This window comes from Pseudomonas sp. XWY-1 (assembly GCF_002953115.1).
GTDB lineage: Bacteria > Pseudomonadota > Gammaproteobacteria > Pseudomonadales > Pseudomonadaceae > Aquipseudomonas > Aquipseudomonas alloputida.
Map to the genome: position 1 here is coordinate 2,198,314 of NZ_CP026332.1, position 18,643 is coordinate 2,216,956.

Annotated in this window: 15 protein-coding genes; 4 read left to right on the forward strand and 11 right to left on the reverse strand. The window is 63.5% G+C overall.

The window, feature by feature from the left end; all coding sequences use genetic code 11:
- Positions 1–75: 75 nt before the first annotated feature.
- Complete coding sequence (hydA, locus tag PRJ_RS10165) at positions 76–1,515, reverse strand: dihydropyrimidinase (RefSeq protein ID WP_014590358.1); 1,440 nt, start codon at positions 1,513–1,515, stop codon at positions 76–78.
- Between the two features lie 342 nt (positions 1,516–1,857).
- Here hydA and PRJ_RS10170 point away from each other — a divergent pair, with 342 nt between their 5' ends.
- Both PRJ_RS10170 and PRJ_RS10175 read left to right on the forward strand, forming a co-directional pair.
- Positions 1,858–3,348 (forward strand): NCS1 family nucleobase:cation symporter-1, encoded by a 1,491-nt coding sequence (locus PRJ_RS10170; protein ID WP_104961301.1) that lies wholly within the window; start codon positions 1,858–1,860, stop codon positions 3,346–3,348.
- Between the two features lie 49 nt (positions 3,349–3,397).
- Positions 3,398–4,681, forward strand: a complete 1,284-nt coding sequence (locus tag PRJ_RS10175; RefSeq protein ID WP_104961302.1) for a Zn-dependent hydrolase — start codon at positions 3,398–3,400, stop codon at positions 4,679–4,681.
- Here PRJ_RS10175 and PRJ_RS10180 read toward each other — a convergent pair.
- From PRJ_RS10180 to nhaB, 3 genes are all read right to left on the reverse strand, one after another.
- Positions 4,678–5,637 carry a ribonuclease Z gene (locus tag PRJ_RS10180; protein ID WP_104961303.1) on the reverse strand — a complete coding sequence of 320 codons (960 nt, stop codon included), beginning with the start codon at positions 5,635–5,637 and terminating at the stop codon, positions 4,678–4,680. The genes PRJ_RS10175 and PRJ_RS10180 overlap by 4 nt on opposite strands.
- Before the next feature lie 87 nt (positions 5,638–5,724).
- Positions 5,725–6,270 (reverse strand): lipocalin family protein, encoded by a 546-nt coding sequence (locus PRJ_RS10185; RefSeq protein WP_104886356.1) that lies wholly within the window; start codon positions 6,268–6,270, stop codon positions 5,725–5,727.
- Between the two features lie 146 nt (positions 6,271–6,416).
- Positions 6,417–7,919, reverse strand: a complete 1,503-nt coding sequence (nhaB, locus tag PRJ_RS10190; RefSeq protein ID WP_104961304.1) for a sodium/proton antiporter NhaB — start codon at positions 7,917–7,919, stop codon at positions 6,417–6,419.
- Between the two features lie 150 nt (positions 7,920–8,069).
- Here nhaB and PRJ_RS10195 point away from each other — a divergent pair, with 150 nt between their 5' ends.
- Together PRJ_RS10195 and nudC are read left to right on the forward strand one after the other, a co-directional pair.
- Positions 8,070–8,882 carry a crotonase/enoyl-CoA hydratase family protein gene (locus PRJ_RS10195; protein WP_104961305.1) on the forward strand — a complete coding sequence of 271 codons (813 nt, stop codon included), beginning with the start codon at positions 8,070–8,072 and terminating at the stop codon, positions 8,880–8,882.
- Positions 8,883–8,918: 36 nt separating this feature from the next.
- Positions 8,919–9,749, forward strand: a complete 831-nt coding sequence (gene nudC, locus PRJ_RS10200) for an NAD(+) diphosphatase (protein WP_104961306.1) — start codon at positions 8,919–8,921, stop codon at positions 9,747–9,749.
- Positions 9,750–9,879: 130 nt separating this feature from the next.
- Here nudC and PRJ_RS10205 read toward each other — a convergent pair whose 3' ends face one another.
- The 7 genes from PRJ_RS10205 to purB form a co-directional block, all read right to left on the reverse strand.
- On the reverse strand, positions 9,880–10,659 hold the full coding sequence (locus PRJ_RS10205; RefSeq protein ID WP_060489072.1) for a TSUP family transporter: 780 nt from the start codon (positions 10,657–10,659) through the stop codon (positions 9,880–9,882).
- 183 nt (positions 10,660–10,842) lie between these two features.
- Complete coding sequence (locus PRJ_RS10215; RefSeq protein WP_104961307.1) at positions 10,843–11,673, reverse strand: alpha/beta fold hydrolase; 831 nt, start codon at positions 11,671–11,673, stop codon at positions 10,843–10,845.
- 185 nt (positions 11,674–11,858) lie between these two features.
- Positions 11,859–13,148: an FAD-binding oxidoreductase gene (locus PRJ_RS10220; protein WP_104961308.1), complete on the reverse strand. Its 1,290-nt coding sequence runs from the start codon at positions 13,146–13,148 to the stop codon at positions 11,859–11,861.
- A 146-nt stretch (positions 13,149–13,294) separates the two neighbouring features.
- Positions 13,295–15,256 carry a DNA topoisomerase III gene (locus PRJ_RS10225; RefSeq protein WP_104961309.1) on the reverse strand — a complete coding sequence of 654 codons (1,962 nt, stop codon included), beginning with the start codon at positions 15,254–15,256 and terminating at the stop codon, positions 13,295–13,297.
- Positions 15,257–15,466: 210 nt separating this feature from the next.
- Positions 15,467–15,895: a GNAT family N-acetyltransferase gene (locus PRJ_RS10235; protein ID WP_003251237.1), complete on the reverse strand. Its 429-nt coding sequence runs from the start codon at positions 15,893–15,895 to the stop codon at positions 15,467–15,469.
- A complete protein-coding gene (locus PRJ_RS10240) occupies positions 15,888–17,054 on the reverse strand; it encodes a cupin domain-containing protein (RefSeq protein ID WP_014590368.1) in 1,167 nt (388 codons plus the stop codon). The genes PRJ_RS10235 and PRJ_RS10240 overlap by 8 nt, the downstream gene beginning before the upstream one ends.
- 81 nt (positions 17,055–17,135) lie before the next feature.
- Positions 17,136–18,506, reverse strand: coding sequence for an adenylosuccinate lyase (gene purB / locus PRJ_RS10245; RefSeq protein WP_010954819.1), 1,371 nt, complete (start codon positions 18,504–18,506; stop codon positions 17,136–17,138).
- Between the last annotated feature and the right edge of the window lie 137 nt (positions 18,507–18,643).

Below are 18,643 nucleotides of genomic sequence, written 5' to 3' on the forward strand. Positions count from 1 at the left end.
CGCTCCCACAGGCGATGGCGGTCCTTGTGGGAGCGGCCTTGCGTCGCGATGGGCTGCACAGCAGCCCCAATGGCTTCAGCGCTGAACAGGCATCGGCCGCTGATGCTCGGCCCGGCGCCCCAGCACCTCATACACCGCCGGGTACGCCGGCCGTTCCACATAGCGCCCCGCGCCCGGCTCGGCGCGCAGGTCGCCATCGGCCCAGAGCACCTTGCCCTGGCTGATGGTGTGGCTTGGGATGCCGCGCACGGTGCGGCCTTCGAAAATGTTGAAGTCCACCTGCTGGTGGTGGGTTTTGGCGGAGATGGTGCGGGTGCCCTGCGGGTCCCACAGCACCAGGTCGGCATCGGCACCCACGCGGATAGCGCCCTTGCGCGGGAACAGGTTGAAGATTTTCGCCGTGTTGGTAGAGGTCAGCGCGACGAATTCGTGCATCGACAAACGCCCGCTGTTGACCCCGGCATCCCACAGTACCGCCATGCGGTCTTCGATGCCGGCGGTGCCGTTGGGGATGCGGCTGAAGTCGTCGCGGCCCATGGCTTTCTGCTCGGCGCAGAAGCAGCAGTGGTCGGTGGCGGTGGTGTGCAGGTTGCCCGACTGCAAGCCGCGCCACAGCGCCTCCTGGTGTTCGCGTGGGCGGAACGGCGGGCTCATCACATAACCGGCGGCGGTGGCCCAGTCCGGGTCACGGTAGACACTGTCGTCCAGCAGCAGGTGGCCGGGCAGCACCTCGCCATACACCGGCTGGCCCTTGCCTCGGGCATAGGCGATTTCATCCAGTGCCTCGCGGCTGGAAATGTGCACCAGGTACAACGGCGTGCCGAGGGTTTCGGCAATGCGGATGGCGCGGCTGGCCGCTTCGCCTTCAACCTGCGAGGGGCGCGACAGCGGGTGGGCTTCCGGCCCGGTCATGCCCTGGGCGAGCAGTTTTTTCTGCAGGTGGTACACCAGCTCGCCGTTTTCGGCATGCACGGTGGGCACCGCGCCCAGTTGCAGGCAACGCTCGAAGCTGGCCACCAGGGTATCGTCGGCGGCCATGATCGCATTCTTGTAGGCCATGAAATGCTTGAAGCTGTTCACCCCGTGCTTGGCCACCAGCTCGCCCATCTCTTCGGCCACCTGCTCGCTCCACCAGGTGATGGCGACGTGGAAGCCATAGTCGCTGGCGCTTTTCTGCGCCCAGCCACGCCACGTGTGGAAGGCCTCCAGCAACGACTGCTGCGGGTTGGGAATGACGAAGTCGATGATCGAGGTGGTGCCGCCAGCCAGGCCCGCAGCGGTGCCGCTGAAGAAGTCCTCGCTGGCCACCGTGCCCATGAACGGCAACTGCATGTGGGTGTGCGGGTCGATGCCCCCGGGCATCAGGTACTGGCCGCTGCCGTCGAGGATCTCGCAGTCGGTGGGCGGTTCGAGGTTTTGCCCGATGGCACGGATCAGGCCATCGGCACACAGGACATCGGCGGGGTAACTCTCTTCGTGGGTAACCACGGTGGCGCCACGGATCAACAGGGACATGCCGTTTTCCTCGCAGGCTGACCGGTCTTGGCCGGTTCTTTGCATTGTCATGGATGCAGGGCGGGCAGGGCGGTCAATCCTGTCAGGCCTGACAAGATTCGAGGCTAGATGCTGATTCTGGATTCAGCAAGAAAATTTTCCCATTAAATTTGTGGTTTTTAAGTTGTTGATATCAATAGGAAAAAATTAACGCGCGAATGGGCGTCGGGGTTTTCAGGGTATTTGACTAACTTGACAAGATGAAAATCTGGTCGAGATTTCTAAGCACATTCCGCGTGCGAACTCCGGTCATCGAATCAGCCTGATGAGCGAAAAAATAGAAGAAAAACTGGAGAAGGGCCTATGCAACAGAGCAGATCGGAAGTGGTCGAGCAAGATGGCCTGTTCGAGCTGTCCGAGGGCAGCGATGTCCTCGACAGCCCGCGCTACAACCCCGACATAGCACCGACCAAGGTGCACCAGCGCACCTGGAACAAATGGCACATCACCGCCCTGTGGGTGGGCATGTCCATCTGCGTACCCACCTACACCCTCGGCGGTGTGCTCACCGCCTACTTCGGCCTTAGCGTTGGCGAAGCGCTGCTGGCGATTTTGCTGGCCAACGTAATCGTGCTGATACCGCTTACCCTCAATGCCTTTCCCGGTACCAAGTACGGCATCCCGTTTCCGGTGCTGCTGCGTTCGTCGTTCGGCATTCTCGGCTCCAACGTACCGTGCCTGATCCGCGCGGTGGTGGCCTGTGGTTGGTTCGGTATCCAGACCATGTTCGGCGGGCTGGCCATTCACCTGTTCCTGGGTTCGGTGTTCGACGGCTGGAAGGCGCTGGGCGGGACAGGCGAGGTGATTGGCTTCATGATCTTCTGGTGCCTGAACCTGTGGGTGGTGCTGCGCGGCGCCGAGTCGATCAAGTGGCTGGAAACGCTGTCGGCACCGCTGCTGGTGGCGGTGGGCGTCGGTCTGCTGTTCTGGGCCTTGCCGCACATGTCGATGACCGAGCTGTTGGCACAGCCGCCCAAGCGCCCGGAAGGGGCGAGCGTGGTCAGTTACTTCTGCGCCGGGCTGACGGCCATGGTCGGTTTCTGGGCGACACTGTCGCTGAACATTCCCGACTTCAGCCGCTACGCCCGCAGCCAGAAGGATCAGATTCTCGGGCAGATCTTCGGCCTGCCGCTGACCATGTTCCTGTTCGCTGCGCTGGGTGTGGTGCTGACCGCCGCTTCGGCGTCGCTGGTGGGCGAGACGGTGTCCGACCCGGTCAGCCTGATCGGCAAGATTCAAAGCCCGTTCTGGGTGGCCCTGGCCATGGCGCTGATCGTGATCGCCACGCTGTCGACCAACACCGCGGCGAACATCGTCTCGCCCACCAATGACTTCCAGAACATTGCCCCACGCCTGATCGGCCGAAGCCGCGCGGTATGGCTGACCGGCTTGATCGGCCTGGCGTTGATGGGGCATGAACTGCTGAAGAAGCTGGGCCTGATTGTCTCCGACCTTAGCCTGGAGAGCGTGTACTCCAACTGGCTGCTGGGCTATTCCAGCTTGTTGGGGCCTATTGCCGGCATCATGGTGGTGGACTACTTCCTGATCCGGCGGCAGAAGCTGGACCTGGCCGGGCTATACCGCGACGACGTGTATCCCGCGTGGAACTGGGCCGGTTTTGCCGCCTTCGCCTTGCCAGTTGGGCTGACGGTAATGGCGATTGGCAACAGCAGTTTCAGCTGGTTCTACGACTACGGCTGGTTCACCGGCTCGCTGCTGGGCGGTGCACTGTACGCCATGCTTGGCGGTTTGGCGGCACGCAACCCGGTGCGGCTGGCCAAACCCTCGCCTTGAGGCCTCGAAGAGGCCCATACAAACAATAAGAAGCCTGAAGGAGAAGCCCGTGACCCCCGTCAAAGAGATCCTGAAGACCAACGCCCGTCACGTCGACAGCACCCGCCTGTGGCAGTCGCTGATGGACCTGGCCCGGCTCGGTGCCACTGCCAAGGGCGGTGTCTGCCGCCTGGCCTTGACCGACCTCGACCGCCAGGCCCGTGATCTGTTCGTGCAGTGGTGCGAGGCGGCTGGTTGCTCGGTCAGCATCGACGCCGTCGGCAACATATTCGCCCGCCGCCCGGGCCGTAACCCCAAGCTGCCGCCGGTGATGACCGGTAGCCATATCGACACCCAGCCCACAGGCGGCAAGTTCGATGGCTGCTTCGGGGTGATGGCCGGGCTGGAGGTGATCCGCACCCTCAACGACCTTGGCGTGGAAACCGAAGCGCCGCTCGAAGTGGTGGTGTGGACCAACGAAGAAGGTTCGCGTTTTGCGCCATGCATGATGGGGTCTGGGGTGTTCGCCGGCAAGTTCACCCTGGAAGACACCCTGGCCAAGCGCGATGCCCAGTGTGTCAGCGTTGGCGAAGCATTGAACACCATTGGCTACGCCGGTCCGCGTGCCGTGTCGGGGCACCCGGTGGGGGCGTATTTCGAAGCGCATATCGAGCAGGGTCCGATCCTTGAGGACCAGGCCAAGACCATCGGCGTGGTCCTCGGCGCCCTGGGCCAGAAGTGGTTCGACCTGACCCTGCGCGGTGTTGAAGCCCATGCCGGCCCTACGCCGATGCACCTGCGCAAGGACGCCCTGGTGGGTGCAGCCGCTGTGGTAGAGGCGGTCAACCGCACGGCGCTTGCCCACCAGCCCCACGCCTGTGGCACGGTGGGTTGCCTTCAGGCGTACCCGGGCTCGCGTAACGTGATCCCGGGCGAAGTGCGCATGACCCTCGACTTCCGCCACCTGGAGGGCGAGCAGTTGAATGCGATGATTGCCGATGTGCGCGGGGTGATCGAGGCGACCTGTGCCAAGCATGGCCTGAGCCATGAGCTGGTGCCCACGGCAGACTTCCCGGCACTTTACTTCGACAAAGGCTGTGTCGACGCCGTGCGCGAGTCGGCCAAGGCGCTGGGCCTGCCGCACATGGACATCGTCAGTGGCGCGGGGCATGACGCGATCTTCCTGGCCGAGCTGGGGCCGGCGGGGATGATTTTCGTGCCGTGCGAAAACGGCATCAGCCATAACGAGATCGAGAACGCCACGCCCGATGACCTGGCGGCGGGCTGCGCAGTGTTGTTGCGGGCGATGCTGGCGGCGTCGGAGGCAATTGCCAGCGGGCGCCTGGCGGCCTAGGCACTGGCCTCAAGAAGGCCGTTACGGCCAAGGTGATAGCGCTGCAGGTCCTGCGCCAGGGTCAACTGCCCGCTGTAATGGGCGAGGGCCTCGTCGCGCACGTTGTCGATGTGCGGGCTGCGCCGTGGGTCGTTCTGGTAGCGGGCGCTGAAATGCGTCAGTACCAGGTTGCGCACGCCAGCGGCCTCGGCAAAGCGTGCCACCTCAGCGGCGGTGCTGTGGCCGAACGTGCCCCCGGTACGTTCGACCACCGCCTGGGTGAAGGTGGCTTCGTGCACCAGTACATCCGCACCCCTGGCGACGGCTGCCAGCAGTTCTGGCTTGTCGTTGTCCCCGCACACGATCACCCGCCGGGGCGGACGCGAAGGGCGCAGGTAGTCGTTGCCGTTCAGCAGTTGCCCGTTGTACGTCACGGTCAACCCCTTGGCCAGCTCGCCCCACAGCGGACCACGCGGTATGCCCTCGGCGTCCAGGCGCTGGATGTCCAGGCGTGGCTCAGGGTTGATTTCGGTGAATACGAAACCCACGCTGGGCACCCGGTGCGACAGTTGCACGGTGGTCACCTGCAGGGTCTCGCTGCGCCATGCGATCAGCGCTTCCACGGGCAACAGGCGTAGCTCGAACGGCAGGAAGGTGTCGCTGGCAATCAGGCCCTGGCGTACCCAATCGTGCAGTACGGCGGGCAGGATCACTTCCAGCGGCTGGGTGCGCCCGCTCATGCCCGCGCTGGCCAGCAGGCCGGGCAGGCCGAAGCAATGGTCACCATGCACGTGGGTGATGAAGATCGCGCGCAGGTCGCGGATCGAAAGCGGGGTGTGCAGCAGGCGGTGCTGGGTGCCTTCGCCGCAATCGACCAGATACCAGTGGCTGCCACTGGCTTCGATCACGGCTGTGGCGCTGACATTGCGTGCCTTGGTGGGCACCCCGGCGGAGGTGCCGAGGAACAGCAGGTCCATGCTCAGGCTCCTGTTTCAGGCCAGAAGCGGCCAAGGTGATACGGGGCGCACACCTTAGCCGGATTGCCACCCGCCGTCGACGGCCCGCTAGTTATCCTGCCGCCAGATGAGCTCGCTGGTGTCATAACCTTGCTCTCGGGCGATTGTCAGCAGTTGCTCGCGCTGCTGGTCGGTGACCGCTGGCGTGCGCGAAAGCAGCCACAGGTACTCGCGGTTGGGGTGGCCGACCAGTGCCACGCGGTAGTCCTTGTCGTGGTAAAGCACCCAGTACTCACCCTTGGTCAGGCCCGGTGCCAGGCGGCTGAACCAGTTGTCGAAGCGCACCCACAGCTTGTCGGTGCTGCCCGGTTGCTGAGCCTCGGCGATGCCCTGGGCTTCATTCCACTGGCCGTCCTTTTCCTGGCAGCGATTGGTTACATCGATACGGCCGTCCTCGCGCAAGCCGTAGCGCGCCTCGGACTTCACGCAGTTACGCTGGAAGAACATCGGCAGGCGTGCCAGTTCGTACCAGGTACCCTGATAGCGTTGCAGGTCCACCTGCTGGGTACGCGGCGGTGCCGGGTGATCGTTGCCGGCGCAGCCGAGCAGGGCCAGGGTCATGCAGGAAAGCAGCAGTGTTGTGCGCAGCGCCATGGGTGACCTCCTTGGAGCGGATGGGGCGTACCTGTGTTTCGACGCCTGTGCGGGGAAAAAGTTGTAGACGATCTTGCCTGCGGCGAAACCCATGCAGGAGCGGGTTTGCCCGCGAAAGGCCCCGCACAGGTCCGCACAGGCCTGCCTCACAGCCAGTACGTCACCGCCCACCATCCCAACCCGCCCATCACCACGGTATAGGGCAGCGCCATCCACACCATCCGCCCATACGACAGCCGGATCAGCGGTGCAATGGCCGAGGTCAGCAGGAACAGGAACGCCGCCTGCCCGTTCGGCGTCGCCACGCTTGGCAGGTTGGTGCCGGTGTTGATCGCCACCGCCAGGGTTTCGAAATGCTCGCGGCTCATGCTGCCATCGAGAAATGCCTGCTTCACTTCGGTGATGTAGATGGTGGCAACGAACACATTGTCGCTGATCGCCGACAGCAAGCCGTTGGCCAGATACAGCATGCCCGGTTGCTGTTCGGCCGGCAGCGTCAGCACCCAGTTGATCAATGGGCTGAAAAGCTGCTGCTGATGAATCACCGCGACCACGGCGAAGAACACCACCAACAGCGAAGTGAACGGCATGGCGTCCTGGAAGGCACGGCCCAGGCGGTGCTCGTCGGTGATGCCGGTGAAGGCCGTGATCAGTACGATCACCATCAGGCCGATCAGGCCGACCTCGGCCACATGCAGCCCCAGGCAGATGATCAGGATCAGTGCAGCGAGCCCTTGTACCCACAGCGCGATGCGCTGGGCCTGGGTGCGCGCCGCATCGTCTTCGGCCGCATAGGCGGTCAGCACCCTGCGCACCGGTTCGGGCATCAGCGTGCCGTAGCCGAACAGGCGCGCTTTTTCCAGCAGCACGCAGGTCACCAGGCCAGCACCCAGCACTGGCAGCGATACGGGCGCCACCTTCAAGAAGAAGTCGACGAAGTGCCACCCCATCTCGTGGCCGATCAACAGGTTCTGCGGCTCGCCCACCAACGTGCAAACGCCGCCCAGGGCGGTACCCACAGCGCCATGCATCAGCAGGCTACGCAGGAAGGCGCGGAACTGGTCGAGGTCTTCCCGGTGCAGGTGAGCGACTTGCTGGTCGCTCTCCAGTGCGCTGTCCTCGCGCGGATTGGCCCCGGACGCGACGCGGTGGTACACCGCGTAGAAGCCGACCGCAGCGCTGATGATCACCGCCGTGACGGTCAGGGCATCGAGAAACGCGGATAGAAACGCCGACAGTACGCAAAACAGCAGCGCCAGAATGGCCTTGGAACGCACCCCGAGCAAAATGCGTGAGAACAGGAACAGCAACAGTTCCTTCATGAAGTGGATGCCGGCGACCATGAACATCAGTAGCAGGATTACCGGGAAGTTGTGCTGCAGTTCCTCGTACAGCGCCTGTGGCGTGGTCATCTGCAACAGCAGGGCTTCGATCAGCAACAAGCCACCGGGCATCAACGGGTAGCATTTCAGGGCCATGGCCAGGGTGAAGATGAATTCGAGCACCAGTGCCCAGCCGGTCGCAACCGGGCCAATGGTTACCAACAACAGCGGGTTGAGCACCAAAAACAGGCAGATGACCACCTTGTACCAAATCGGCGACTTGCCCAGAAAACCGTGGGCGAGGGCGCCGGTCAGGGGGCGTGACATAAATATGTATCCTTATAATTCAGCGATGGCGCACGGTGCCGGATATACGCGTCTTAGGCAAGGCGCACAGTCCCGTTTTTGGCACATGTACGGCCATTGGGCTGGGTTACCATCGGTGTCATGAACCTTTCATCCTCAGGAGTGCCGCCCGTGACCGAGTACAGTGCATTCAAGGTCGAACTGACCGACAGCGTCGCCCATGTTCAGATCAATCGCCCAGAGAAGGTCAACGCGATGAATGCGGCCTTCTGGGAGGAAATCGTCGACATCTTCCAGTGGATCGATGACACCGATGCCGTGCGCGTGGTGGTGATCAGTGGCGCTGGCAAGCATTTTTCCGCCGGTATCGACCTGATGATGCTGGCCTCGCTGGCTGGGCAGATGGGCAAGGACGTGGGCCGCAATGCACGCTTCCTGCGCAAGACCATCCAGCGGCTGCAGGCTTCGTTCAGCGCTGTAGACGCGTGCCGCAAACCCGTACTGGCGGCCGTGCAGGGCTACTGCATCGGCGGCGCCATCGACCTCATCTCGGCGTGCGACATGCGCTACTGCAGCAGTGACGCGCAGTTCTCGATCAAGGAAATCGACATGGGCATGGCTGCCGATGTCGGCACATTGCAACGTTTGCCACGCATCATTGGCGACGGCATCATGCGTGAGCTGGCGTTTACCGGGCGCAATGTCGAGGCCGACGAGGCGCTGCGTATCGGCCTGGTCAACCGAGTCTATGATGATCAGGCTGCACTGATGGACGGCGTCTTTGCCATCGCCCGCGAGATTGCCGCAAAATCGCCGATCGCCGTGGCCGGCACCAAGGAAATGCTCAGCTACATGCGTGACCATCGCATCGACGATGGCCTGGACTACATTGCCACCTGGAACGCCGCAATGCTGCAGTCCGAAGACCTGCGTGTGGCTGTGGCGGCGCACATGAGCAAACAGAAACCGACGTTCGCCGACTGATCGGGCCGGGGGACGCGCAGTAAAGGAATCCCCGACATGTCAGCACGCTGGACTACTGCAGTACTCGACCCACAGATGACCGGGGGGCTGGCCGTGGCCCGCAGCCCTGAAGGGTTTCTGGTGGACGCCAACGGCGCGCTGTTCCCCCGCGACTGGCTAAAGCGCCAGGACCTCGACGTGCTGTGCGAGCATGGCATCGGCCACTTTGACGGCCAGCCGGTGTTCCTGCTGGAACTGCGCAGCGCCACTGATGTGCCTGGCTGCAGCTGGCGCGGCCTGCGTGCGTTCATGCTCGAAGGCGACTTCGACACCTACAAGGTGCTGGGCTATGCCGCACAGATCGGCACCTGGGCCCGCGAGCATCGCTTCTGCGGCAGTTGCGGCCAGGCGATGACGCAAATTCGCTGGGAGCGGGCGATGTATTGCCAACCCTGCGACCTGCGCAGCTATCCGCGCATTTCACCCAGCATGATCGTGCTGGTGACCCGCGGCGATGAAATCCTGCTGGCGCGTTCGCCGCGCTTCGTCACCGGGGTGTACAGCACCTTGGCAGGTTTTGCCGAACCGGGTGAATCGGCCGAAGACTGCCTGGTGCGCGAAGTGCGCGAAGAAGTGGCGGTGGAGGTGAAGAACATTCAGTACGTCGGCAGCCAGTGCTGGCCGTTTCCGCATTCGATGATGCTCGGTTTCCATGCCGAGTACGCCGGTGGCGAGATTGTCATGCAACCGGACGAGATAGAGGACGCCAAGTGGTTCAGCGTCCACGACCTGCCGCCGCTGCCGGCTGGGCGGTCGATTGCCCGGTACTTGATCGATCTGTACGTTGCGCGGCGCCTGGGCCTTGATATCCCTGCTTTCCCATCCTAGCTGCAGTGAGACATGTTCTCCGATTAGGCGCAGGGCGCAGGCAATGGTCACTCCATTGCTAAGTCCTGCAACGAGGGCGGAGGACATTTCTCGCGCAGCCAGGGCGGGGAAGCAGGGGGATCACAGCCCATCAGGCCTGCCCGAACCAGTGTTGCCACGCTAGGCGCACGGTCAACGCCAGCACCACGGTGATGAACACCGGGCGGATGAACTTGCTGCCGCCGCTGATCGCCGTGCGTGCGCCGAAAAAGGCGCCGACCATCACCGACAGGCCCATGCACAGGCCGACGATGTAGTCCACCTGCCCGGAAATGATGAACACCGTCAGCGCCGCGATGTTGCTGACGAAGTTCATGCTGCGCGCCACGCCGCTGGCGCGTACCAGGTCGATGGGGTATAGCAGCAGGGTACTGACCGTCCAGAACGCCCCGGTACCTGGGCCGGCTACGCCGTCGTAGAAGCCCAGGGTGAAGCCTTGCGGCACTTGCCACTTTTTCTTGATCGGTGCATCGGCATCCAGCGGTGCCTTGGGCGTGCCGCCGAACAACAGGTAGATGCCACAGGCGAAGACGATCACCGGCAACATCTTGTTCAGCCATTCGGCTGGCATGTAGTGGGCAATGACGGCGCCGAGCGACGCCCCGGTCAGGGTGGCGAACAATGCCGGGCGCCACTGCGCCGGGTGGAATAGTTTGCGTTTGTAGTAAGTGAAACCTGCAGTGGCCGAGCCGAAGGTGGAACTGAGCTTGTTGGTGCCCAGGACCAGGTGCGGTGGCATGCCGGCAGTGAGCAGGGCCGGAGTGGTGAGCAGGCCCCCGCCACCGGCGATGGCATCGATGAATCCGGCGACGAAGGCAACCAGCGCCAGGATCAGCAGGGTGAGGGGTTCTACGGTGAGTTCGAAGGGCATGGGTTTTTGACAGGCAGGGAGGCAAGGAGGCGGCAAAGTGCTGCACTAGAAGGGGAGCATGGTAATCCTGGGGAAGGTGTGTTGCCAGTGCCGGCCCTTTCGCGGGCAAGCCCGCTCCTACGAAGATGGCGTAATCCCGTAGGAGCGGGTTTACCCGCGAAAGGGCCGGTACTGGCGAAAACATCAACTACGAATAAACGCCAGCAAATCCGCATTGATCACATCGGCATGGGTGGTGGGCATGCCATGCGGGTAGCCTTTGTAGGTTTTCAGCGTGCCATTGGGAAGCAGCTTGGCCGAAAGTACCCCGGAGTTTTCATAGGGCACGATCTGGTCATCGTCGCCGTGCATCACCAGTACCGGCTGCTGGATGCCCTTCAGGTCGTCGGTGAAATCGGTCTGGGAAAACGCCACGATGCCATCGTAATGGGCCTTTGCACTGCCGATCATGCCTTGGCGCCACCAGTTGCCAATGATGCCTTCGCTGGCTTCGACCCCTGGGCGGTTGTAGCCGTAGAACGGCCCTGTTGGCACATCCCGGTAGAACTGCGCCCGGTTGCTGGCAACCTGGGCCTGGAAACCGTCGAATACCGACTTGGGCAGGCCACCGGGGTTGCCGGGGGTTTGTACCATCAAGGGTGGTACGGCCGCGATCAGCACGGCTTTGGCCACCTTGTCTTCAGGGTACCGGGCCATGTAGCGCACCACCTCGCCGCCGCCGGTCGAGTGGCCGACATGCACGGCACCCTGGGTGCCCAGGTGGGCGACCACGGCGGCTACGTCGTCGGCATAGTGGTCCATGTCGTGGCCGTCCCATACCTGGCTGGAGCGGCCATGGCCTCGCCGGTCGTGGGCGACCACGCGGTAGCCTTCAGCGAGGAAGAACAGCATCTGCGCGTCCCAGTCATCGGCACTGAGCGGCCAGCCGTGGTGGAAGTGAATCACCGGCGCATCGCGCGGGCCCCAGTCCTTGTAGAAGATCTGTACGCCGTCCTTCGTGGTTACATAGCTCATGGTCGTGTCTCCTGAGTGCAGGAAGCGAAGGGAGCTATTGAGAATAGGAGGGATTTTGGCGGGTATCAGGAAGTTGTGTTGCCTGTGCGGGCCTCTTCGCGGGTGAACCCGCTCCTACAGGGGGCTCATGGATTTTGAATGCGCAGGAGCGGGTTCACCCACGAAGAGGCCCGCACTCATGCCCTTCAGACGCGATCGCGCATGCGGTACCAGGCCTTTGCCGCCGCTTCCAATGGCGCAGCCAGCAGGTCGCCACCGGGGAAGCGGCCGTTGTCGATGCCTTGGTACAGCGCCAACAGGTCTTCATCGCCGAGAATGGCATCGCTGACCGCACGCGCCGCCGCCAGGGTCGGCAGTACGCCATGGCCGGAGAAACCCTGCAGCCAGTAGCGCTGGCCCTCGCGGCCGACGTCCGGGGTGCGCTTGATGCTGCAATCGATGTGGCCGCCCCAGGCATAGTCGATGGCCACCCCGGCCAGTTGCGGGAATACCCGCTCCAGGTACGGGCGGGTGGCGCTGGCGACGTCCTTGGGAATGCCGCCCAGGTAAGTGCAGCCACCGCCGAACAGCAGGCGGTGGTCTGGGGTGAGGCGGAAGTAGTCGGGCACGAACTGGTTGTCGATCACGCAACTGTTGCGAGGTAGTAACGAATGGGCGAAGTCGGCATCCAGAGGCGCAGTGGCTACCTGGTAGGAACCGACTGGCAACAGGCGACGCGACAGGCTGCGGTCAAGGCGGTCGATGTAAGCGTTGCAGGCCAGCACCAATACCTGGCAACGAACTTCGCCACGGTCGGTACGGGCGACATAGCCGTCGCGAGCCTGCTGGTAGCTGAGCACCTGGCTCTGTTCGTAGATTCGCCCGCCGCCAGCCTCGATGGTATTGGCCAGGCCCTGCGCCAGTTTCAGCGGGTTGAGGTGGGCGCCTTTGGCGTCGTACAGCGCGGCCTGGTAGCGCGGGCTGTCGATCCATTGCGGCAACTCGTCACGGCCAATCAGGCGCAGGGCGTCGTAACCCCATTTATGCTCGGCATCATGCAGGGCCTCTTCGAGCATTTTCACCCGGCGTGGCAATACCGCAGTCCACAGGCTGCCCTGCCGGTAGTCGATGTCGAAGCCGTGGCGCTGGGGCAGTTCGCGCATCTCGTCGGCGGCCCAGCACATGCTGGCCCATAGCCGTTGGGTGCGTTCGATGCCAAGGGCCTGCTCCAGCGGCGGCATGTCGCACGACCAGCCCAACAGCGCCTGGCCACCGTTGCGTCCGGAGGCCGCCCAGGCAACCCGGCTGGCTTCCAGCAGCGTTACGCGTTTGCCGGCCTGGGTCAGGCGCAGGGCAGTGTGCAGGCCGCTGAAACCGGCGCCGATGATCAGCACGTCGGTGTCCTGAGCGCCTTGCAGGGTAGGGCGTAATGGGATGTTGGCGGGGTAGGTCTGGGCGTAGTAACTGGCGACGTGCTGGGCGGATTGTTTGAACATGCCGGATTTTCCGTGAAAATTATTATGTTTATTTTCATGAAAAGTTAGCAGTTAAATTTCACGTTGCCAATGTGTTGGTCGGGGTTTGTGGTTTGCCTGTGGTTAATGTGTTGCCTGGGCTGGCCTCTTCGCGGGTGAACCCGCTCCTACAGGGGGGCTCGCTTTTTTCGCGCCTGCCGTGGCTTGCCTGGGGTCGCCTTGCTTCCAGTCGCTTTGCTCTTCCCGCCACCGCGACGTTTCTTTTTCCAGGGCGGGGCCGCCCCGGCCGCTGGCCCGCTGATGGTCATGCGCATGCCGCTGCAACGCTCGACCAGCTTGCCCATCCACGCCGACTGTCGGGCAACGAACTCTTCCAGGGTCATCTCGCCGCTTTGCACCATGTCCAGCGCCTGCTCCCAGATCGCCGTGGTGCCGGGGTCGGCAATCGCGCGGGGAACCGCGTCGATCAGGCTGAAGGCCGCAGGTGTGGCCGACAACGCCTTGCCGTTCTTCACCAGGTAACCGCGGTCGAGCAGGCCCTGGATAATGCTGGCGCGGGTGGCTTCGGTGCCGATGCCGGTGGTTTCCTTGAGCTTTTGCTTCAGCCGAGGGTCATCCACCAGCTTGGCCACGTTTTTCATCGCCTTGATCAGGTCGCCTTCGGTAAACGGCTTGGGCGGCTGGGTCCACAGGTCTTTCAGTTGCAGGCCGTGTACGTTGCAGTCCTGGCCTTCGCGCAGCGCCGGCAGCACCTGGGCTGGTGCTGCCTCGCGGCCTTTGGCCGGGGTCAGCGCCTCGGGCAAGGCGCGGCGCCAGCCCGGCTCGACGATCTGTTTGCCCACAGCACGCAGCGCATGACCGGCGCAGTCGAAGTCGGCCTGGGTGCGGTCGTACTCATGGTTGGGCAGGAACTGCGCCAGATAGCGGGCGCGGATCAGGGTGTAAACGGCCTTGTGCTTGGCCGGCAGGCGCGAGGAGTCGCTGGCGGCGGCGGTGGGGATGATGCCATGGTGAGCGCTGACCTTGGCGTCGTTCCACGCCCGCGAGCGGCGTTGCGGCTCCAGGTAGGGCTGCAGCGGCGCAAGGCTGGCATCGGCCCGTTGCAGGGCGGCAAGGATGGCGGGTGCCTCGGCGTGCTGGCTTTGTGGCAAATAGCCGCAATCGCTGCGCGGGTAGGTGATCAGCTTGTGTGTTTCGTACAGTGCCTGGGCAATGTCGAGGGTTTCCTGGGCGCCGAGGCCGAACTTTTTCGAGCACAGCTCCTGCAGGGTGCCAAGGTCGAAGGGCAGCGGTGCTGCTTCGCGCACACGCTCGGTCGCCACCTTTACCGCTCGGGCAGTGCCGGCATGGCCGATGTCGGTGGCGGCCTGCTGTGCCAGGCTTTGCTTCAGGCAGCGGCCTTGGTCATCGCAGGCGTCTTCGGGGGCGCGCCATTGGGCATTGAAGCGTTGGCCGGCGTGTTCCAGCTGTACGTCGATGGCCCAGAACGGCACCGGCACGAAGTCGGCGATGCTGCGGTCGCGGTCGACCACCAGGCGCAAGGTCGGCGTTTGCACGCGGCCTACCGGCAGCACACCCTGGTAGCCGGATTGGCGGCCCAGCAGGGTGAACAGCCGGCTCATGTTCATGCCGATCAGCCAGTCGGCGCGCGAGCGGCCCAACGCCGAGTGGTACAGGTTGAACGTCTCGTGGCCTGGCAGCAGGCGTGCCAGGGCCTTGCGGATGGAGGCGTCGTCCAGTGCCGACAGCCACAGGCGCTGCACCGGGCCTCGGTAGCGGCAATGCTCGACCAGCTCGCGGGCAATCATTTCGCCTTCGCGGTCGGCGTCGGTGGCAATCACCAGCTCCCGCGCTTCACCGAGCAGGCGCTTGACCGCCTTGAACTGGCTGGCAGTCTTGGGCTTTACCAGCATCTTCCACTTGTCTGGAATGATCGGCAGGTCGGCCAGGTTCCAGCGCTTGTAACGTTCGTCGTAGCTGTCGGGCGGGGCGGTTTCCAGCAGGTGGCCGATGCACCAGGTGACGCAGATGTCGGTGCCTTGCCAGCAGCCGTCGCCTTTGCGGTTGGCGCCGAGCACTTTGGCGATGTCTTTTGCCTGGGAGGGTTTTTCGCAGAGAAACAGGCGCATGGCCGGGGACGCTTCATCGGGGTGGTGGGCCATAGGATGCGCAAGCGGGGGCGCAGAGGCAAGTTTTATCTGGATGGATGTACAGGTTTTTTGTCAGCGGGGATGTATATCGCCTGAGCCGGCCTCTTCGCGGGTAAACCCGCTCCTACAGGGAAGCGCGGTGCTTGTAGGAGCGGGTTTACCCGCGAAGCGGCCAGTGCAGGTGATGGATCAGGCGCGCGAGTCGCGCACCATGTCGACATGCGGGATGCCAGCTTCGAGGAATTCCTCGCTGACTACGCGAAAGCCCAGCCGCTCATAGAACGGCGTGGCGTGCACCTGGGCGCTGAGCATCTGCTGTTTCAAATCGCGGTTCTGCGCTTCGACGATGACCGCATTGACCAACGCATCGCCCACCTTCAGGCCACGCCAGTCCTTGAGCACCGAGATGCGCCCGATGGTGCCGTCGGCCAGCAGGCGCGCAGTACCGATCGGATAGTCGCCTTCCAGGGCCAGGAAGTGCAGGGCGTCCTGGTCTTCCGAATCGAACTCCAGCTCTGGTGGAATGTGCTGCTCGGCGACGAACACGGCTTCACGGATACGGCGGATGTCGGCGTTGTCTTTGTGCCAATCGGCGAGGCGAACGCTGATCTTATTCATTGGCGAATCCCAGGCTCCCTTGCTTGACCAGCTGCTGTACCAGCATCAGGCCATCCTCATCCTGCAGCCACTCGGCCAGGTTATCGATGTGCAGGGCGTCGGCCGCACATACCAGCTTCAGCAGCTCTCGCAGTTTGCCAGGCAGTGGGCAACTACGGCCGCTGGCGAACAGCAGCAGGTCGTCTTCGAACTCGGACCAAGCCAGGCGTGCGCTGGGGTTGCGGATCAGGATGGCGCCTTGCTCAAGGGCATTGATCAGCTCTTCCTCGCTCAGCTCTTCGCCAACGATCTGCTCGGGGTAGCGCGGCTCGGTCATGAACTGGCCGAACCAGGTCAGCAGCAGGTCCTTGTCGCCCATGTGCTTGTCGAGCAGCGCCTTGAGGCGGTCGAGGGCATCGTGCTGGATCTGGTGCGGGTCGCTGACCGGCTGGGCGTCGGCGTCGCTGTAGCGCTCTTCGTCGGGCAGGAACTGGCCGAGGAAGTCGGTGAAGTGGGTCAGCACTTCGGCAGCGCTCGGTGCGCGGAAGCCGACCGAGTAGGTCAGGCAGTCATCCACGGCCACGCCGTAGTGGGCCAGGCGCGGTGGCAGGTAGAGCATGTCGCCGGGCTCCAGGGTCCACTCGCCACTCTGCTCGAACTCGGCCAGGATACGCAGGTCGGCGTGCTCCAGCAGCGGGCTGTCACTGCTGCACATCTGGCCGATCTTCCAGTTGCGCTGGCCGTGGCCTTGCAGCAGGAACACATCGTAGTTGTCGAAGTGCGGGCCGACGCTGCCACCCGGGGCGGCGAAGCTGATCATCACGTCATCGATACGCCAGCTGGGCAGGAAGCGGAAGTTTTCCAGCAGTTCGGCCACTTCCGGAACGAACTGGTCAACGGCCTGTACTAGCAGGGTCCAGTCTTTTTCCGGCAGTTCGGCGAAGGTGTCTTCGTTGAACGGGCCGCGGCGCAGCTCCCACGGGTGTGCGCCGTGCTCCAGCACGATACGCGACTCGACTTCGTCTTCCAGGGCCAGGCCGGCGAGCTCGTCGGGGTCGATCGGGCTGATGAAGTCCGGGAAGGCCTGGCGTACCAGCAGCGGCTTCTTCTGCCAGTAGTCGCGCATGAATTCGCGGGCCGAGATGCCGCCGAGCAGCTGCAGTGGAGTATCAGGATTCATGTTCAACCTATTGAAAAAACGTAATTTTCGTACGGGAATAAAAACGCCCGGCCAGGCCGGGCGTTGTACGCGACGCTCAGCTTAGATGCGTTTGGCCTGGGCTGCCGCGTTACCGATGTAGGTAGCGGGGGTCAGCTGCTTGAGCTCGGCCTTGGCTTCGGCTGGCATGTCCAGGCCGTCGATGAAGGTCAGCAGCGCTTCTGGGGTGATGCCCTTGCCACGGGTCAGCTCTTTGAGCTTCTCGTAGGGGTTTTCGATGTTGAAGCGGCGCATCACGGTCTGGATCGGCTCGGCCAGCACTTCCCAGCAGGCGTCCAGGTCGGCGGCGATGCGAGCTTCGTTGACTTCCAGCTTGCCGATGCCTTTCAGGCTGGCCTCGAAGGCGATGACGCTGTGGGCAAAGCCCACGCCCAGGTTGCGCAGCACGGTGGAGTCGGTCAGGTCACGCTGCCAGCGCGAGATCGGCAGCTTGCTGGCCAGATGCTGGAACAGCGCGTTGGCGATACCCAGGTTGCCTTCGGAGTTTTCGAAGTCGATCGGGTTGACCTTGTGCGGCATGGTCGACGAGCCGATTTCGCCGGCGACGGTCTTCTGCTTGAAGTAACCCAGCGAAATGTAGCCCCACACATCACGGTCGAAGTCGATCAGGATGGTGTTGAAGCGGGCGATGGCGTCGAACAGCTCGGCGATGTAGTCGTGCGGCTCGATCTGGGTGGTGTACGGGTTGAACTGCAGGCCCAGCTCGTCTTCGATGAAGGCGCGGGCGTTCTCTTCCCAGTCGATCTGCGAGTAGGCCGACAGGTGGGCGTTGTAGTTGCCCACGGCGCCGTTGATCTTGCCCAGCAGCGGCACGGCGGCAACCTGGGCGATCTGGCGCTCCAGGCGATACACGACGTTGGCCAGCTCTTTACCCAGGGTGGTCGGCGAAGCCGGCTGGCCGTGGGTGCGCGACAGCATTGGCACTTCGGCGTGGGCGTGGGCCAGGGCGCGGATGGCGTCGGCGACCTGGCGCATCAGCGGCAGCAGCACTTCGTCACGGCCGGCGCGCAGCATCAGGGCGTGGGACAGGTTGTTGATGTCCTCGCTGGTGCAGGCGAAGTGGATGAACTCGCTGACCTTGGCCAGCTCAGGCAGCTTGGCGGCCTGCTCCTTGAGGAGGTATTCAATGGCCTTGACGTCGTGGTTGGTGGTGCGCTCGATTTCCTTGACGCGCTCGGCGTGCTCCAGCTTGAAATCGGTGGCCAGGCTGTCCAGCAGGGCGTTGGCTTCGGCGGAGAACGCCGGCACTTCGCCGATTTGCGGGTGGGCGGCCAGGCGCTGCAGCCAGCGCACTTCGACCAGGGCGCGGAAACGGATCAGGCCGAATTCGCTGAAAATGGGGCGCAAGGCCTGGGTTTTGCCGGCATAACGGCCGTCTACAGGGGAAACCGCAGTGAGCGAAGAAAGCTGCATGGGGTGTTCTCGGACAGTCAGGCTTTTGGAAGGGCGCATATCATACATGAAAAATGCGCCTGGGTCGGGTGGCTGACCAAAGGTCGGCCCAATTTGGATCTGGTGGCAGACCCTGTGGGAGCGGGCATGCCCGCGAA

Bases quoted from the DNA above. Each gene is read 5' to 3' on its own strand.
- hydA (WP_014590358.1), bottom strand. From the start codon at position 1,515: ATGTCCCTGTTGATCCGTGGCGCCACCGTGGTTACCCACGAAGAGAGT.
- PRJ_RS10170 (WP_104961301.1), top strand. From the start codon at position 1,858: ATGCAACAGAGCAGATCGGAAGTGGTCGAGCAAGATGGCCTGTTCGAG.
- PRJ_RS10180 (WP_104961303.1), bottom strand. From the start codon at position 5,637: ATGGACCTGCTGTTCCTCGGCACCTCCGCCGGGGTGCCCACCAAGGCA.
- PRJ_RS10185 (WP_104886356.1), bottom strand. From the start codon at position 6,270: ATGGCGCTGCGCACAACACTGCTGCTTTCCTGCATGACCCTGGCCCTG.
- nhaB (WP_104961304.1), bottom strand. From the start codon at position 7,919: ATGTCACGCCCCCTGACCGGCGCCCTCGCCCACGGTTTTCTGGGCAAG.
- nudC (WP_104961306.1), top strand. From the start codon at position 8,919: ATGTCAGCACGCTGGACTACTGCAGTACTCGACCCACAGATGACCGGG.
- PRJ_RS10205 (WP_060489072.1), bottom strand. From the start codon at position 10,659: ATGCCCTTCGAACTCACCGTAGAACCCCTCACCCTGCTGATCCTGGCG.
- PRJ_RS10215 (WP_104961307.1), bottom strand. From the start codon at position 11,673: ATGAGCTATGTAACCACGAAGGACGGCGTACAGATCTTCTACAAGGAC.
- PRJ_RS10220 (WP_104961308.1), bottom strand. From the start codon at position 13,148: ATGTTCAAACAATCCGCCCAGCACGTCGCCAGTTACTACGCCCAGACC.
- PRJ_RS10225 (WP_104961309.1), bottom strand. From the start codon at position 15,256: ATGCGCCTGTTTCTCTGCGAAAAACCCTCCCAGGCAAAAGACATCGCC.
- PRJ_RS10235 (WP_003251237.1), bottom strand. From the start codon at position 15,895: ATGAATAAGATCAGCGTTCGCCTCGCCGATTGGCACAAAGACAACGCC.
- PRJ_RS10240 (WP_014590368.1), bottom strand. From the start codon at position 17,054: ATGAATCCTGATACTCCACTGCAGCTGCTCGGCGGCATCTCGGCCCGC.
- purB (WP_010954819.1), bottom strand. From the start codon at position 18,506: ATGCAGCTTTCTTCGCTCACTGCGGTTTCCCCTGTAGACGGCCGTTAT.